Consider the following 15688-nt stretch of genomic DNA (forward strand, 5'->3'; position numbering starts at 1 on the left):
AGAACTCCTTCGAGCGAAAATTGTTAGAACGAAGAGACGTTGTCAATGCTGACGAACATGCCGTGGCCTGTGCCATCGTTCGTGAATCGCGTGCCATCCTCGCCGGGAACTATCGTCCAACCCTGGATGTGAAATGTCTGACCGTAGTTCAGTACAACGTCATTCGCCGTGGCTTGTGGGGTGCCGGGGATGTTGCCGTCGTCCCAGCGAAAAGCGCCTCCTGATGTGACTGTGGCGAGATCCCAGTGATGGCCAGATGTACAGCGCAGGTAGGTACCGGGGGGCGGCGGACAGTTAATCGGGGGTTCAACGGGTGCCTGGGTAAAACCGGGAAGGTACTGGCAGACAACGGTGTTGGGTCCCACTTCACACCGAGTGTTGCCTGACTGGGTCCGTACCGAGGTGTCGGCGAAGGCGCTGGAGACACTGCCAAACACCGCCGTTGCTGCAATCGCGGTACCCAACGTGATCAGTCTTGGCATCACGGTCGGCATTAGATTCCGCTTGTGTTCGGGACATTTGGGCAGAGGTCGCGTAGGGCGAAATGAATCAAGGTGCCCACCTCGGCATTTGACGATGCAATGCCTCGGTTCGAGAGCTGCATCCCCAGTCGCCCCTTCTCCAGGTCCGGTGAAACGCCGCCAGCAATATCGGAGCAAGCCTGGTGGCCCATATTCACCAACCCAGGAGGCGTCAGCGGTGGGTGTGCCATGTTCCCCTCAAGAAGGTGCGAGAGGAACTGGGTGTCATCGGCGGCGGCACGTGGTGCTGTGGTAACTAGGCCGCCAACGAGTGTCGTCAATGCTACGGCAGCCAAAAATCGTCGGTCAACGAGCTTGATCATCGAGCCTCCAGCAAACTGAGTTGCGACCGGCTAGAAGGGTAGCCCCGCCTCAGAACTGTTGAGGCACTTTTGCAAAGTCAAGAGTGAATTGACGGTTAAGGCCTCCCCGGTAGGCTCTCGACCAGCACGGGAGGGGCGTTGATGGCACGCAGCACCGCAACACTGCAAGGTGACAGATGCAGCTCCGCGACATCTATTGGCGTAGGTAAACGACAGCGTTGTTCCCACCCTGGCAGACCGAGCCAGCGTTCGTACACGTCATCGTGTATTCCTGCCCGGTCACAGGGCTGTGCACGTTAAACGGCTGTGAGCCCTTTCCATAGCTCGCATATGCCTGGGCAGTGCTCATGGCAAATTCGCACGAGGTACCGGAATTGCCCGCGTAAACGGCTGCTCCACTAGGGCCTTGGCCACAATAGGTGTCAGCGAAGGCGGCTGGGGCTGCGAAGACCGTCGTTCCCACAGCCATCGCGAACGACACAGCAGAGACTTCGAGAGCTTGCTTAATCATCGGATGACCTTTCGTTGGCGAAACTCCTTGACCTGGGCGCGGCGCTCTCGCGACCACAGTGTCGTCTTGTAGTCGCGGTTGTGCTGCCAATTGTCACGGGTGGTAGAGCGTCCAAAGCCCCGATTGGCACCCAATCAAATGGTCATCAGGCGTTTTGGACACTGGATCGGACGGAGAACACGGTGCTCCTAACAAGCGAACAGCCGTAGGCATGACGGACGGGACCCAACTACCAGCGCGTGTGCACACGACCGCTTGGCCCGAAGCGTCGTAGGCCAATTTGAGTGGGTCACTGCAAGACTGACCCACCTGCGGCCCCAAGGGTGGTTGAGCATGATCAGGCGTTGCAACCGCCGACGGTGCCGTAGCAGTAAGCCACGAGCCAACCAGTGCAGCGCAATTAACAGCGGACCGAAATCCTCTGGGTCCCATTGTTGCTCCTTTCTTCGCGATCTGCGGGCGAGGCGGGCACCCACCGCAACGGACCTCCTTGCGTCGTCAATGTCCAGACGCCAGCATCGCGTTCCCTCCGTCGTTGCAACCTTTGAGAAAGTCAGCGGAACTGAAATTGAGCGGCAGCTGTGGGCGACTGCCCAATGTGCTCCCGCTGACATTCGCTTCGAGATAGGCCTCGCAGTCCGAGGGGATGTGCTCACCGTGCGGGCCGAAAAGTTGCGCAGGCGAGTCGTCAGGCGCTTTGCCCTGACTGCGCAGCTGGGCGTTAGCCTGGGCAATGATTTGGCGGCTGTTGGTGATCATTGAGTTATAGCCGTATTGGTAGGACGGGCTAGATGGGTCAGCACGTGCGTATGCAGTCACTAAAGCGGTCGACCCGGCAGCCCACCCGATTGCGACGCAAACCAATACCCAGCGCATGTCAGTTAATCGTGCCATGGCGCGCTCCTAGTTTGCTGTCGCTTGGACAGCCTTTCATCTCGCCACCCCTCGCAGACAGCGTTAACTTCCACCCGACCCACACAAGGCCCGGCACCAAGCACGAACAGAGTACTACTAGTAGGGCAGACAGTTCGCAGGTTTTCACTGACTACTGGGGCGTGCCCACGCGACCAAGTCAGAATGATCCCGAACGTGTCGCGGCCTGGGAACTCCGCCGCCGCCAAGTCGGAGAACGAATCAGGGCGCTCCGGACGGAGCGCGGCCTGACGCAAGAGGCTCTCGCTCTCCGGTCAGGCGTCACGCGCAACGTACTCATCGACGTGGAACTTGGCCGCCGAGGCTTGCTCTACGAGCGGCTATTCGACATCGCCGAGGCACTTCAGGTGCCCGCAGGACAGCTCCTGGGGGGAAAGCCATAGTCCACCAGCAGGTCCGCCACCGCATTTCTCCTCAAGCGGGCCTACCGGGCAGGGCTTCCGGATCTGAATAGCAGACAGCCTTCGTCAGCATCCTTAAGTTACTAATGGCTTCCACCATTGCCGGTCGCCTCGAACATCTGCTCCAGCTGGCGTTGTTCAAGTTCGCGGCGACAGCCGCGAATATAGTCGTGGAGCTCGTGCCACCGCTCATACATCTGCGGCGGCCATTCAGCGATAGGCGGCAATGTCAGCATCAGGCCGCGAACCCTGTCGCGCCTTCCCTCATCTTCGGTGTTGTCCGCGATATGCCCCAACATTTGGTGGAGCGCAGCGTCAACTGGGTCAACGACATCGTCGGATTGCACACACATGAAGCTAGACGTGGGTACCGACAACCAGCTGACCCGCGTAGGTTGGCGGCCTTGAAATCGCAACTCACCGCACGCTCAGAGTTCTAATACGGCTTGGGGCCGCCCTCGACCGACATCCATAGCAAAACATCGAGGATGCGAAGCCCCGGGATCGAACCCGGCACGTTCGATGCAAGTTGCCGTAGTTCGCCCAACCAGGCCCAAATTAACCGATCTTCGTCATTGAGAACGTATTGGAACCTCCACCAGCTGCCAACGGCCCCAAGGCCTGTGGCCTGCTCGACAAAGCTGTCCCAGATCGGTAATAGGCGGGGGCGCTTCGCCGCTAACAGCTTGCTTGTTGTTGTCGGACCTAATCCGTCGCGGGCCTGCCTCAATAGATCCCAAAGGCGTCCAGCTGGCGAGTCGCCGCCAAACATCTTCGGATCGACGTCGACCATGTCGACATCAACCGGAAGCTGACTGAGCAGCTCGCTAACGAGAGCGGCATCGCGGCCAAGCAGTCTTATCGCAGCCTCAGCCGGGACGCTGACGCTGAGCATGCTGACCGCCAAGAAATCAGCCGGACCCAGGGTGTTTGGATCAGCATTGAGGGAAGCCATCTCCTCGAAGCGCGCCCCTGTGAAGCGTGGATTGCCCGTGTCGTCTACGGCGTAGTAACGCTGAAGACAATTGACGGCAGCATCGGTTTGGGTTTGAACAATCATCGTCGGCCATGACTGCCGCCACTCCGGATAGCTGCGCTTTTCCGTCATGCCACTTCCCTTCAGATGCGGTTGCAAGTCCAGTCCGGCGCACGGTAGCAGGCCTGACCGACGCCCCGCCGCGTAGCATTTCCGGAGTTTCACGTCCGACCGTGGCTGCGACAAGCAGGTGGGCGTGGCCCGGTTAATGACAGTGTGCAAATCAGCCCGGTCCGCCATTGAAGTTCGTAGTATCCGCCTATGCCGTTGAGCGGGGGCCAGACGTTCGCTGGTTACAAGATCGTGCGCCTGCTCGGGTCTGGCGGGATGGGCGAGGTATACCTGGCCGAGCATCCTCGACTGCCGCGCCGCGATGCGCTTAAGGTGCTTCCAGCCGATATATCCGCAGACCCCGATTACCGCGCCCGCTTCAACCGCGAGGCCGATCTCGCATCAAAGCTCTGGCATCCGCACATCGTGAGCGTCCACGACCGGGGTGAGTTCGATGAGAAGCTGTGGATCTCGATGGACTTTGTCGACGGCCTCGACGCGGCTCGGCTCTTAGCCACTCGCTACCCCGCAGGAATGCCCGCCGATCATGTGGTGCGCATTGTCACAGCTATAGCCAGTGCGCTCGACTACGCGCACAAGCAGGGCCTGCTCCACCGCGATGTCAAACCGGCCAACATCATGCTTACCCATCTCGATGACGACGATGATGAACAACGGATCTTGCTGACAGACTTTGGCATCGCCAGGAACGTCGGCGACATCAGTGGGCTGACCGCCACCAATATGACCGTTGGCACAGTGGCTTACTCCGCTCCCGAACAACTCATGGGTGAGGACATCGACGGTCGCGCCGATCAGTACGCCCTCGCGGCGACCGCCTATCACTTGCTGACCGGATCACACCTCTTCCCACACTCGAATCCGGCGGTTGTCATCAGCCGCCACCTCAACGCCCCACCGCAAGCATTAGCAGAAGGTCGTCCAGAACTTGCTCCGTTAGACCCCGTGCTGGCGGCGGCCTTGGCCAAGGACCCCGAACAACGTTTCCAGCGTTGCGCAGACTTCGTCCGGGCGCTGGCCGAGCAATCGGCACGGAACAGAACGCCATCGTCCACCAATCGGACGGAACCAGCGCCATACCTGGGCAAGGGAGCGACCGTGATGCCCTCGGAGCCCTCCGCAGGGCCTGTCACTACTCGACCATCTGCCGCCCAAGCACGACGGTGGTTAGTTCCTGTCTCTGTGACAGCGGCGATCTTTCTCGTCGGCGCACTTGCACTGACGTGGCGACCTTGGGACGGACAACGCTCCACAGCTGCGAAGACCAACTCTGATCGTGCACCAGCCGTCTCAACCGTAAGCAGCACTACTCCGGCTCCACAACCGGCAGCGCTGCCTCCGGCAGTTTTACCGGCCAAGGCGATAGACAGCGTTCTGCTTACGCCGGACGAGGTGAACAGCATCCTAGGGACCTACGATCTGAACGGCACGAGCCGTGTCGGTGTCATGAAAGTCGACCGCTCAACATATGGAATGGCTGACAACTCCAGCCTCGTCACTCCGCCGAGCTGTGCGGGCGTCGTGTTCGGTGCCGAGCACGAGGTGTACGCGAACACGGGCTTCGACGCTTTACGGGATCAAACATTTAACATGCAGCCCTTGGCCACGAACGCTACTGGTTCAGCCCCGGTAGAGCTTGATCAAACAGTCATAGTGTTCCCGTCCGCCGACCTTGCCCAAACGGTCTTGGCTGCAGCCCAGAATCAGTGGCGCACGTGCGCAAGTAGCGGGGTCGATCAAAAAACCAGCTTCGAGTCCGGCTACGAGTGGAAACTAGCTGCTGTTCAGCGTCAAGGCGATCTGCTGTCTGTGAAAATGGCGGCGAACGGAGCCATGGACGGTCCTGCAGCGTGTCAACAAGCTCTCGGTGCTCGGCAGAACGTTGTCGTCAGCACCCGTAGCTGTAACAACATTCAACAATCAGCTGGCACGCATTACGACCCGGTCAAGGGTTGGCCGACGGACCCAAGTTGGGCCTCGAATGACGCCGCACGCCTAGCCAACGCCATGCTCGGGAAGATCAAGTTTTAGCCATTGCGCAGGTACGCAAGGTAGACGGCGCGGGTGGTCCCGAAAGCACCACCGCCCTATAACACTTCGCTATAGGTGCACTACAGGTTTTGGTGGTTCTAAATATCAAGATCTTGTCATCTGGCACCGCCAATCGCGCTGGGGAGTACCCGAAGTGGAACCGCCACGTACATCCGTGCGCTGTCGAGTGACCCAATAAGCGCTGGTCTCAACCGCTTCCGAACGATTCATTCGTGGAAGGCAGGACTGGGTGCGGTATGCGGCGATGTCAAAGAGCGCTGCGCTACCCGAAATACGACTTGGTTCGCCGGATTGCGATAATTCTATAGGGCAATGATGCGCTGCGGTTCACCAATGCAGACCCGTTACCGCGAGCGCTTGCTTCAAGAGACCACCGAGTTCAGAAGCGACCGACTCTGGCCCACCACAGAATCCGGTGAACCCGCAGCCTCCACTTCCCCATTCGGAGTGCGCAAGCATTACGTCGACTTTGCCTCCACGGATAGTGCACAACGATCCGCACCTGTGGCCGTGGTGTCGGTTACTGGCCTAGAAATCCGCCAGCCTCACCGTTTTTGCCCCTCGTCGCGACTTCCGTTGAGGGTGCTGGGCTGCCGATTCAGTTGTCTCTCACATTCTCTCACGCGCAGGCGACGCCCGCTGTGCGTGCGTGGGCGTGAGGCGTCCCGCATGCGGCCAAGAGTACATACCGACGGATGAAGTGGAATCTATATTCCAAATTCCAGTCCTTCCGACCCCTAAAGGGGTGTCGGACTGGATGGACGCTGCGGAACATGGAATACCTCCTGGAATTGCGTTGGACGACTGGACGTTTGCGCCTGCGACATCAGGGCTGTCGTTCCCCGCGTACGTACCGCGACCTGTGGGGAGTGCCTACGTTCCGGGCAAAGCCTTCTTCTACCAGCGTTTTCAGCGCAAAATAGACCGACGACTTGCCGACACCCCGCCCTTTAGCAAGCTCGACCACTTGACTTCCCGTGAACCCTTCGGGAGGTGCCGAGTTCCAAATGATTTCCAGAACGACGAGCTGAGAGTTGGCTCTCATCGTTTGCAGTCCAGCCGTGGCATTGGAAATAACGAGCGTTGATCTGTACGGCTCGAAGGTGTTTGGCATGAGTCCCGGCGACACCGTGTGAGGCACCAGGGCGAAAGGGTGATCGCACCCCGCCGGAACATCCTTGTGCTTCTCGCAATGGATCATTGCCTGCAGCCCTCTTCCTTCCATTCGCAGGTCCGACCACACGGCACCGTCCCACGCGTTGGAGCCGCGACCCGCGGTGCCACTGCGCGAGGAATGGTGAATACCAAGCACAGTGCAATCGGCGGCGGGACGCATGCTATCCGCCGCGTCGATGGCCGATCCTTGCTGCGTTGCCGAATTCTCTTCCAGCCCTAGGGTGCACCGGGCGCGAGTGTCCAATACCACCAAGTCGGCGTTGCGTTCGGCGACAACCTCGATTGCCTGGTCAACGACGGCTGGGTCGCCAAGCTGAAGTGGCAAATCTAGGAAGAAAAGGCGCTCCTGGATCAACGACACGTCAACGCCCCAGACCTCGCACCAGGCCAGCACTCGCGCCGTCAGACCGCTCGCCCCCTCGGCGGCGACGTAGACAACGGTTCCTGCGCCAGGGACGACGAAGTCCCCGAAGGATTTTCCGGCGGCCAGGGCACAACTCATCGCGATAGCCGCGAACGACTTGTACGAGCCCGGAGGACCAGATAGCTGCGCCAGAGTGTTTCTGTACAGGAGCCCCTCGATGAGCGGCTCGACAGGCCGCAGATTCTGTAGCTGCGAAACACTCAATAGCCGGTCTCGCAAGTGTGGAGGACTCTGCTGCGGACCCGTCACCTTGGCACCAACGTCGACTTGCGCGCGCGGGTCAAGCAAGGCTGGTGATTTCCAAGCTCGGTTCGAGCGCGTAGGTGGTGGAAGGTAGCCGCCTTGGCCTCCGCCCACCGATAGGCGCTGCCAATTTCATCTGGGGCCAGGCCGCGGGGTGCGCCGGTGATCTGGCACCAGTGCTCCAGCGCCCGTTCGAGGATCAGCAGTGCCTGGTCAAGGCCGTGCTTACTGATACAGCCGAGCCGACGAGCCGCCGCGAGGCGCACACATCGGGTCATTGCCCACTGGTGTCGTCCCGCTTTGGGCCTGTCAGACGCCCCACCCCACGAGCGCACCATTGCAGCGACATACGCACAGGTGTAACTACCGAGCTTCCAGCTCTCCGGCGGGCTCACTACTTCACCCGCGACGGGCTCATCAGAGGCAATTTGTGGTGCCCACTCATCGAGGAACTCCTCGACCTGGTTGGTGTTTAGTGGTCCGCCGCTGCCGCCTATCGCGTAGACAGGAACCGGGTCGGCTGGGTTCTTCCAGTTCGTCGTCTCAGGAACGCGAACGATGCGTGCCAGGTCCGACACGTTGTCCAAGCCAGCGGAAAACTCGTTGGCTACCCGGCTGCCCAACCGTCCAAAACGTCGGCTCAGCGTGGATGCGCGACGCCACCGATCTTCGGTGTCCAACACCCCATCCTCGATGGGCCACAGCGGTTGAAGACCGTGGCCAGAATGGATTACCACCGACGGTCTGGTGCCCACCATGCCCGATACCGCATCGACGAACTCGGAGGCTTGGTCGAGGTCGGGGAACGCACCAGGCTTTACGTCCACATCAAGGACGAGTGCGGCCCATCGGGTCGCCTTCCGGTCGCCGCCCCGTCGACCTCCTACGCTGGCAGGACCGACCGTCGGATTCACGGAGAACCACGTGTCGGATCGCGGGGGCAGCGACTCAATCCGTGCCGTCGCGTTGGCAGATTCGACCACCGACGCAGAGAACTCGCCCCCGACCGGCTGGTGACACACGGCGGTGTGCTCCCCGTCCTGCCAGCCAAGACAATCCATCATCTTGTCGAGCGTGAGCCGCTCACAGTCGCCAATAGTGACATCGAGATCTACGTCGGAAGCGTTCGCATTTTGTGAGTCGCTCCCGGTTGGCTGGTCCCGACCGAAGGGCTGTTTTCCGGTCATGATCGATCATCCCGGCCCATGCGCCGAGCGGTTGTCCGCGTCATCGAGCCGACATGAGGGATAGCAAGCGCGGCGACGTCGGCGGGCGCTGCGGACTTGGAGCCCACTGCGCAGCGTCTGACGATCTCGTCAAGATCGTCCTTAGACAGCATCCATTTCCTGGCAACTTTTCGGCCAGGAAACCGGCCAGCACGAAGCTGGTCAGCAAGCCATTTCGGCGTGCAGCCGAGGAGGCCAGCCGTCTGGTCAAGGGTGAAAAGAAGGGGTGTTGTAGTGGGCACGAGGGCGGCACTCCTGCAGGACAGAACGGACCATTACCTTTGTTGGCCGGTGCCTGCTGTCGTTGCCGTACAGCCGTCGCCCTTTCTAGGACGACTCTCGAACGCCCCGCTGCCGATCCAGCGCCCGAAACACATCGTCTACATTACCTGCCGTTACGTGCCAGCGCTCTCGAAGCTGTTTTGATCATCGCTGATCCGTGGCCATTCCCTGAGCTAGTAGGCGGGCCGCAGCAATTGGCTGTGCGATATAGGCCATTTTGGCGCGTAGGAAATTGCTACATCATGATCGCGGCCATCTTGGCAGCTTGCCTCTAGGCGGTGTTCTGCTTGGCCACAGCCTTTTTCGGCGGTCCAAGAACCTTGCTGACCACATCGGCCACCACACGTGACGACTTTCGATCCAAATGGCCGTAACAGTCAGAGGTCGTCTGAATCGATTCGTGACCTAAGTGGTGCTGGACGACTGTCAGGGCGACTCCGGCTTGGATGAGCCAGCTGGCGTTGGTGTGCCTCAAGTCGTGCACCCTCGGCCTCTTGATCAGGCCAGCGTCTTTGGCCCGGCCCAAGGCAGGCACCCAGACGTTGGGGTTGAAGTTGTGGGCTCGAACTGGGCCGTCATCGCCACGTCGACCCCGTCCACTGTTCGTGAAGACCCAATCCCCTGACAGATCGAGCTTGGCCAAGGTGGACGCAGACACGTCGATAGTCCTGGTGCTACGTCTCGTCTTGGTCGGCCCAAGCTGGTAGCCCTCGCCGGAGACGTAGCGCCATGCCCGCCTGATGTCGACGGTGCCCTCAGCCACGTTGATGTCACCGGCCTTCAAGGCCGACGCTTCGCCCCACCGAGCACCGCTGGCAACCAAGAACTCCACCAACGGCTGCCAGGACTCCGTCACCGATGACAGCAGCAGCCGAAACTCCTCGTGGCTCAGGAAGACCATCTCGGTAGGTTCGTCGCGGCGCAGGCGGTTGCCGTCGCAGGGGTTAGCCGTGATGTGCTTAGCTCGCATTGCGGCATTGAGGGCACCCGCGAGGAAGCCGTGTTTGTTCGCGGCGGTTTTCGCCGACCCCGTGAGGCCGTTGAGCCACTGAGCCACATCAGCATTCGTCAATGACGACAGCGGCAGCGGCCCTATGGCCAACGGTGCGATGTCGTTGGTGACGTAGGCCCGGTACTTGGTTCGGGTCGCCTGGTTCACGCCAGTGAGGTGCTCGATGTAGTGACTGCACCAGCTGACCACGGTATGACCGCCGTCGGTCTGCTGCCTGGTGCGCCAGACCTCGACGGCCTTCGCCGGGCCGAGCCGGTTGGCCAGGTTCTGGAAGTCGAGCGCTTCCGCGTGGTCGTTGAAGCTGCTGGATGTCTGCTTTCCGTTGAGCGTGTAAAGCACTGCCCAGTAACGAGATCCGTCCTTGCGATCCCGCTCCCGAATTGACGCCATGCAGCGCATGCTACGCCGAATCTTGACGGGAACCTTGACGAGGACTTCGCGTGAGGCAATTTTGACCCTGCGACCTGCAGTTATCCTGGTGGAGCTAAGGGGATTCGAACCCCTGACCCCCACACTGCCAGTGTGGTGCGCTACCAACTGCGCCATAGCCCCAAGTCGTGCCAATCGAAGCTACACCACTGCTAACCGTCCTTCAAAGTTGCTGGTCAGGCCAGCTCGACGTCCGCTGCGGTCGGCAACAGCTCCGACGTCGGATCGGATGCCGGCCGCGTTTCCGGCGCCACCACCCAGCCGACGGCCGCGATCAGCAGAACGATCCCGCTGATGAAGAAGCCCCAGCCGTAGTTCAGTTGCTCGGCGACCCAGCCGACCGCCATGGACCCGACGATGGCGCCCAGATCCGTCACCATCTGCACCGCCGCCACCGGAAGGCCCGCGCGGGCCTCACTGCCCAGGATGTCGGCGACCGCGGCCTGCAACGGTGACATAAAGATGCCTGTCGTTGCACCGCTCACAAACGCCGCGACCGTAAACGCCGGCAGCGACGACACGAGGCCAAGCCAGACGGTCGCCACCCCGGACGCCGCCAGGCCGACGATCAGCAACGTGCGCCGTCCCATCCGATCAGACAAGTAGCCGCTGGGGACGACGGCCAGCGCGTTACCGCCCGCGAACGCCGCGAGCACCCAGCCGATGACGCTGACGCTGCCGCCCATCACGTCGGAGATGAACAGCGGGACCAGCGCGATGCGCAGCCCAAACGCCGACCAGCCCGTCGCAAAATTGGACAACAGCGCCGACCGATACGCACGAACCCGCAGCGCCTCTCGCATCGTTACGGTCGCCCGGGTCGGCGGCGGGGGCGCGGCCAGCGCCGAATTCCGCAGGCTGTAGAACAACACCACCGCCACACCCAGCAGCGCGACGCCGTAGACGACGAACGGTGCGGTCAACCCCCAACCCGCCGCTAGACCGCCGACTGCCGGCCCGCCGACCGCGCCCACCATGAATGAGGTGGTGAACAGGCCGGCGATCCGCCCGCGCGCGTCGGGCGGGCTGATGTGGATCATCAGTCCCAACGCGGAGACATAGAACATTGTCGATCCGATGCCGCTGAGGATTCGGAAAAGCATTAGTTGCCAGTAAGTCTGGGAAAACGCACACGCGGCGGTGGACAATGCCACAATCAGCAAACCACCGATATAGATACGCCGCTCACCCAGCCGCTGTGCCAGTAACCCGCTTACCGGTGCGAAACACAACCGGCTCAACGAAAAGACGGTGATCAAGAAAGTCACCGCCTCGATGCTCACCCCGAAGGTGCGTGCAAAGGTCGGTAGCGCCGGGGATACGACGCCATAACCCAGCGCGATCATGACATTCGCCCAGCTGAGAATCCAGACTTCGCGCGGCAACTGAACAGAACGGGACCCGCGCCCCCCCGGGCGGGCAACGCAGAGGGAAAAGGTCACCCAATGACTTTATTAACTACCTCGCGCGCACTTTCTTGCACCTCGGCCAAATGCTCGGGCCCGTTGAAGGATTCCGCGTAGATTTTGTAGACGTCCTCGGTGCCCGAAGGCCGCGCAGCAAACCACGCGTTGGCTGTCGTCACCTTAAGGCCACCCAGCGGCGCGCCATTGCCGGGCGCGGCGGTCAGCTTGGCGGTAATCGGCTCCCCCGCCAACTCCGTCGCCATTACCTGGTCGGGCGATAATTTGGAGAGCCGGGCCTTTTGCTCCCGGTCGGCGGGTGCGTCGACCCGCGCGTAGTACGGCGTGCCGTACTTGTCGGCAAGCGCCTGATAGCGCTGCGACGGTGTGGCACCGGTGACGGCCAGAATCTCAGAAGCCAGCAGCGCCAGGATGATGCCGTCCTTGTCGGTGGTCCACACCGATCCATCGCGCCGCAGGAACGACGCCCCCGCCGACTCCTCGCCGCCGAACCCGATGGTGCCGCCGATCAGGCCGTCGACGAACCACTTGAACCCGACGGGTACCTCGACGAGTTTGCGGTCAATGCCGGCGACCACCCGGTCGATGATCGAGGAACTGACCGCGGTTTTGCCGACCGCGATGCCGGCCGGCCAGGACGGCCGATGGGTATAGAGGTAGTCGATGGCCGCGGCCAGATAGTGGTTGGGATTCATCAGCCCCGCGTCGGGGGTGACGATGCCGTGGCGGTCTGAGTCGGCGTCATTGCCGGTGGCGATCTGATAGTGATCCGAGGTGGCGATGACGCGGATAAGCCCAGCCATCGCATTCGGAGAGCTGCAATCCATCCGGATCTTGCCGTCGTGGTCGAGCGTCATGAACCGCCACGTCGCGTCAACAAGCGGATTGACCACGGTCAGCTCGAGGTTGTGCCGTTCGGCGATCGCGCTCCAGTAATCGACGCTGGCCCCGCCCAGCGGGTCGGCTCCGATCCGAACCCCGGCCTTGCGGATCACATCAACGTCGACCACGTTCGGCAGGTCGTCGACGTAGCTGTCCATGTAATCGTGGCGCTGCGCGGTCCGCAGCGCGCGGGCCAGCGGCACCCGCTTCACCCCGGAACCACCGGCTCGCAATATCTCGTTGGCGCGCTTGGCAATTGCGTTCGTCGCGTCGGTGTCCGCCGGGCCGCCGTTGGGCGGGTTGTACTTGAAGCCGCCGTCGGGCGGCGGGTTGTGCGACGGCGTCACGACGATTCCGTCGGCCAGCCCTTCGGTGCGGCCGCGGTTGTAGGTGAGGATGGCGTGGCTGATTGCCGGCGTCGGCGTGTAGCGGTCGGCCGAGTCGATCAGGGCGACGACGTCGTTGGCGGCCAGCACCTCAAGCGCCGACACCCATGCCGGTTCGGAAAGCCCATGCGTATCCCGGCCAATGAACAACGGTCCGGTGGTGCCGTGCGCGACCCGGTACTCGACGATCGCCTGCGTCACGGCCAGAATGTGGACCTCGTTGAATGCCCCGTTGAGCGCCGAACCACGGTGCCCCGAGGTGCCGAAGACCACCTGCTGAGCGACATCCTCGGGGTCCGGTTGGATCGAGTAGTACGCCGTCACCAGGTGGGGCAGGTCGACGAGGTCTTCGGGCAGTGCCGGTTGACCGGCGCGCGGGTTGGCCATGGTTACTTATTCTGCCCATACGCCGTACTGCTCTGTAGCCTGCGAAAGCGCACAATTGGCACACCGAAGGGAAACAACCCGTGGCACAACCCGACTATCGCGAGTTGGCCGCGGTATTCGCCGGCGGTGCGCTGGGCACTCTGGCCCGCGCGGCCCTGAGCACCCTTCTGGTCCCCGACCCCGCGGCGTGGCCCTGGCCGACGTTCACCGTCAACATCGTCGGCGCCTTTCTGGTCGGCTACTTCACCACCCGGCTGCTGGAGCGGTTGCCGTTGTCGAGTTATCGGCGTCCGGTGCTGGGCACCGGATTGTGCGGCGGATTAACGACGTTCTCCGCGATGCAGGTCGAGACCCTGAAGATGATCGAACACGGCCACTGGGTACTCGCGGTGGCCTACACCGTCACCAGCATCGTGCTGGGGTTGCTGGCAGTGCACCTGGCCACCGGTTTGGTGCGGCGAGCCCGGGTTCGCTCATGACGGCAACGACGGTGTTGGTCTGGACCGGCGTCGTGCTCATCGGCGGAATCGGGTCGGTGCTGCGTTTTCTGGTGGATCGCACGGTCACCCAGCGGCTGGCCCGGCCGTTTCCATTCGGCACGCTGGCCGTGAACATCAGCGGCGCCGCGTTGCTCGGGTTCCTCGGCGGTCTGGCGTTGAGCAAGGATGCGGCGTTGCTGGCCGGCACTGCTTTTGTTGGCGCTTACACCACCTTCTCCACCTGGATGCTCGAGACTCAGCGGCTGGGTGAGGAGCGTCGGATGTGGGCGGCGGCCGCCAACATCGTGGTCAGCGTCGTGCTCGGCGTGGCCGCGGCAGTGCTCGGACAATGGGTGGCGGAGCAGCTATGAATCAGCCGTGCCTGAAGTTGACCGCGTACTTCGGCGAGCGCCAACGCGTCGTCGGCGACAGCGCACGCTTTCTGGCGGACGCGATGTTCGATGTGTTCGGCGCCAACGACGTCGCAACCAGCGTGATGCTGCGCGGTATCGCCAGTTTCGGAGCGAGCCACCAGCTGCGCACTGACGTGTCGTTGAGTTTGTCCGAGGATCCCGCGGTGGCGATCGCCGCGGTCGACCTCGAGCCCAAGATCCGCTCCCTGGTCGACGATGTGGCGGCGATGACCGGCCGCGGGCTACTCACCCTGGAACGAGCGCGGCTTGTCACCCGGCAACGGGGTGCCGACGCGCTCGGCGACTTCGACGCACACAACGGCGACGCCGCAAAACTGACCGTGTATGTCGGCCGCCAGGAGCGCATCGCCGGCAAGGTGGCGCACTACGCGATATGCGAACTGCTGTATCGACACGGATTCGCCGGTGCCATAGTACTTCTCGGCGTCGATGGCACGGCACATGGACAGCGCCGCCGAGCGCAGTTTTTCGGCCGCAATGTCAATGTTCCGGTGATGATCATCGCCATCGGGTCGACTGAGCAAGTCAGTTCTGCCGCAACGGAATTGACCGGCATGGTGGCCGACCCGTTGCTGACGGTCGAACGGGTGCGATTGTGTAAACGCGACGGTGAGATGTTCGCGCGCCCACCGCAGCTGCCAATGACCGATGGCCAAGGGCGCGCCCTGTGGCAAAAGCTGATGGTGTATACCGCCGAAACCACCAGACACGACGAGCTGCCGATCCACCGCGCACTTGTGCAGCGACTGCTGCGTTCGGGAACCGCCCGCGGGGCGACGGTGCTACGCGGCATCTGGGGATTCCACGGTGATCATAAACCACACGGGGACAATCTGTTTCAGATCGGCCGGCGCGTTCCGGTGACGACCATCATTGTGGACACGCCGGATTCGATCGCGCGCAGTTTCGATATCGTTGACGAGCTGACCGGCCGCCACGGGCTGGTCACCAGTGAGATGGTTCCGGCAGTGTTGTCACTCGACGAGTCGCAACGCCTCGGCGACATCTCGTTGGCACAGCACGATTACTGACCCAAACCTGTTCGCGTACAAACG

Annotated in this window: 16 protein-coding genes and 1 tRNA gene; 5 read left to right on the plus strand and 12 right to left on the minus strand. The window is 62.0% G+C overall.

Annotation, left to right across the window (positions count from 1 at the left end):
• Nucleotides 1-23 precede the first annotated feature (23 nt).
• From ACTXG5_RS25515 to ACTXG5_RS25525, 3 genes are all read right to left on the minus strand, one after another.
• Nucleotides 24-494 (minus strand): hypothetical protein, encoded by a 471-nt coding sequence (locus ACTXG5_RS25515; protein ID WP_445161434.1) that lies wholly within the window; start codon nt 492-494, stop codon nt 24-26.
• Entirely contained in the window at nt 494-844 is a 351-nt protein-coding gene (locus ACTXG5_RS25520; protein ID WP_445161435.1) for a DUF732 domain-containing protein, read from the minus strand. Before ACTXG5_RS25520 ends, ACTXG5_RS25515 begins: the two co-directional genes overlap by 1 nt.
• A gap of 1009 nt (nt 845-1853) precedes the next feature.
• Nucleotides 1854-2114, minus strand: a complete 261-nt coding sequence (locus tag ACTXG5_RS25525) for a hypothetical protein (protein WP_445161436.1) — start codon at nt 2112-2114, stop codon at nt 1854-1856.
• A 296-nt stretch (nt 2115-2410) separates the two neighbouring features.
• Between ACTXG5_RS25525 and ACTXG5_RS25530 the strand changes: the two genes are divergently transcribed.
• The gene (locus ACTXG5_RS25530; protein WP_445161437.1) at nt 2411-2671 is read left to right on the plus strand and encodes a helix-turn-helix domain-containing protein; all 261 of its coding nucleotides are present in this window, start codon (nt 2411-2413) and stop codon (nt 2669-2671) included.
• A gap of 101 nt (nt 2672-2772) precedes the next feature.
• Here the strand turns inward: ACTXG5_RS25530 and ACTXG5_RS25535 are convergent, their stop codons facing one another.
• Nucleotides 2773-3036 (minus strand): hypothetical protein, encoded by a 264-nt coding sequence (locus tag ACTXG5_RS25535; protein WP_445161438.1) that lies wholly within the window; start codon nt 3034-3036, stop codon nt 2773-2775.
• A gap of 89 nt (nt 3037-3125) precedes the next feature.
• Complete coding sequence (locus tag ACTXG5_RS25540; RefSeq protein WP_445161439.1) at nt 3126-3797, minus strand: DUF6308 family protein; 672 nt, start codon at nt 3795-3797, stop codon at nt 3126-3128.
• A 189-nt stretch (nt 3798-3986) separates the two neighbouring features.
• Between ACTXG5_RS25540 and ACTXG5_RS25545 the strand changes: the two genes are divergently transcribed.
• Entirely contained in the window at nt 3987-5828 is a 1842-nt protein-coding gene (locus tag ACTXG5_RS25545; protein WP_445161440.1) for a serine/threonine-protein kinase PknH/PknJ, read from the plus strand.
• Between the two features lie 847 nt (nt 5829-6675).
• On the opposite strand, the gene ACTXG5_RS25550 is transcribed toward ACTXG5_RS25545, so the two are convergent.
• From ACTXG5_RS25550 to pgm, 7 genes are all read right to left on the minus strand, one after another.
• The gene (locus ACTXG5_RS25550) at nt 6676-7806 is read right to left on the minus strand and encodes an AAA family ATPase (protein WP_445161441.1); all 1131 of its coding nucleotides are present in this window, start codon (nt 7804-7806) and stop codon (nt 6676-6678) included.
• Nucleotides 7695-8879, minus strand: a complete 1185-nt coding sequence (locus ACTXG5_RS25555; RefSeq protein ID WP_445164629.1) for a hypothetical protein — start codon at nt 8877-8879, stop codon at nt 7695-7697. The genes ACTXG5_RS25550 and ACTXG5_RS25555 overlap by 112 nt, the downstream gene beginning before the upstream one ends.
• Nucleotides 8876-9160, minus strand: a complete 285-nt coding sequence (locus tag ACTXG5_RS25560; protein ID WP_445161442.1) for a helix-turn-helix domain-containing protein — start codon at nt 9158-9160, stop codon at nt 8876-8878. Before ACTXG5_RS25560 ends, ACTXG5_RS25555 begins: the two co-directional genes overlap by 4 nt.
• 311 nt (nt 9161-9471) lie before the next feature.
• Complete coding sequence (locus ACTXG5_RS25565) at nt 9472-10602, minus strand: tyrosine-type recombinase/integrase (RefSeq protein WP_445161443.1); 1131 nt, start codon at nt 10600-10602, stop codon at nt 9472-9474.
• A gap of 86 nt (nt 10603-10688) precedes the next feature.
• Nucleotides 10689-10764 (minus strand) — tRNA-Ala (locus ACTXG5_RS25570).
• A gap of 53 nt (nt 10765-10817) precedes the next feature.
• A complete protein-coding gene (locus tag ACTXG5_RS25575) occupies nt 10818-11987 on the minus strand; it encodes an MFS transporter (RefSeq protein WP_445164592.1) in 1170 nt (389 codons plus the stop codon).
• Nucleotides 11988-12079: 92 nt separating this feature from the next.
• Nucleotides 12080-13720 (minus strand): phosphoglucomutase (alpha-D-glucose-1,6-bisphosphate-dependent), encoded by a 1641-nt coding sequence (pgm, locus tag ACTXG5_RS25580; RefSeq protein WP_445161444.1) that lies wholly within the window; start codon nt 13718-13720, stop codon nt 12080-12082.
• An 80-nt stretch (nt 13721-13800) separates the two neighbouring features.
• Between pgm and crcB (ACTXG5_RS25585) the strand changes: the two genes are divergently transcribed.
• From crcB (ACTXG5_RS25585) to ACTXG5_RS25595, 3 genes are read left to right on the plus strand one after another with little or no spacing between them, the layout of a single operon-like run.
• Complete coding sequence (gene crcB, locus ACTXG5_RS25585) at nt 13801-14199, plus strand: fluoride efflux transporter CrcB (protein ID WP_313865835.1); 399 nt, start codon at nt 13801-13803, stop codon at nt 14197-14199.
• Nucleotides 14196-14570, plus strand: a complete 375-nt coding sequence (gene crcB / locus ACTXG5_RS25590; protein WP_445161445.1) for a fluoride efflux transporter CrcB — start codon at nt 14196-14198, stop codon at nt 14568-14570. The genes crcB (ACTXG5_RS25585) and crcB (ACTXG5_RS25590) overlap by 4 nt, the downstream gene beginning before the upstream one ends.
• Nucleotides 14567-15664 (plus strand): DUF190 domain-containing protein, encoded by a 1098-nt coding sequence (locus tag ACTXG5_RS25595; protein WP_445161446.1) that lies wholly within the window; start codon nt 14567-14569, stop codon nt 15662-15664. Before crcB (ACTXG5_RS25590) ends, ACTXG5_RS25595 begins: the two co-directional genes overlap by 4 nt.
• Nucleotides 15665-15688 lie beyond the last annotated feature (24 nt).

It is taken from the genome of Mycobacterium sp. Dal123C01, assembly GCF_052566995.1.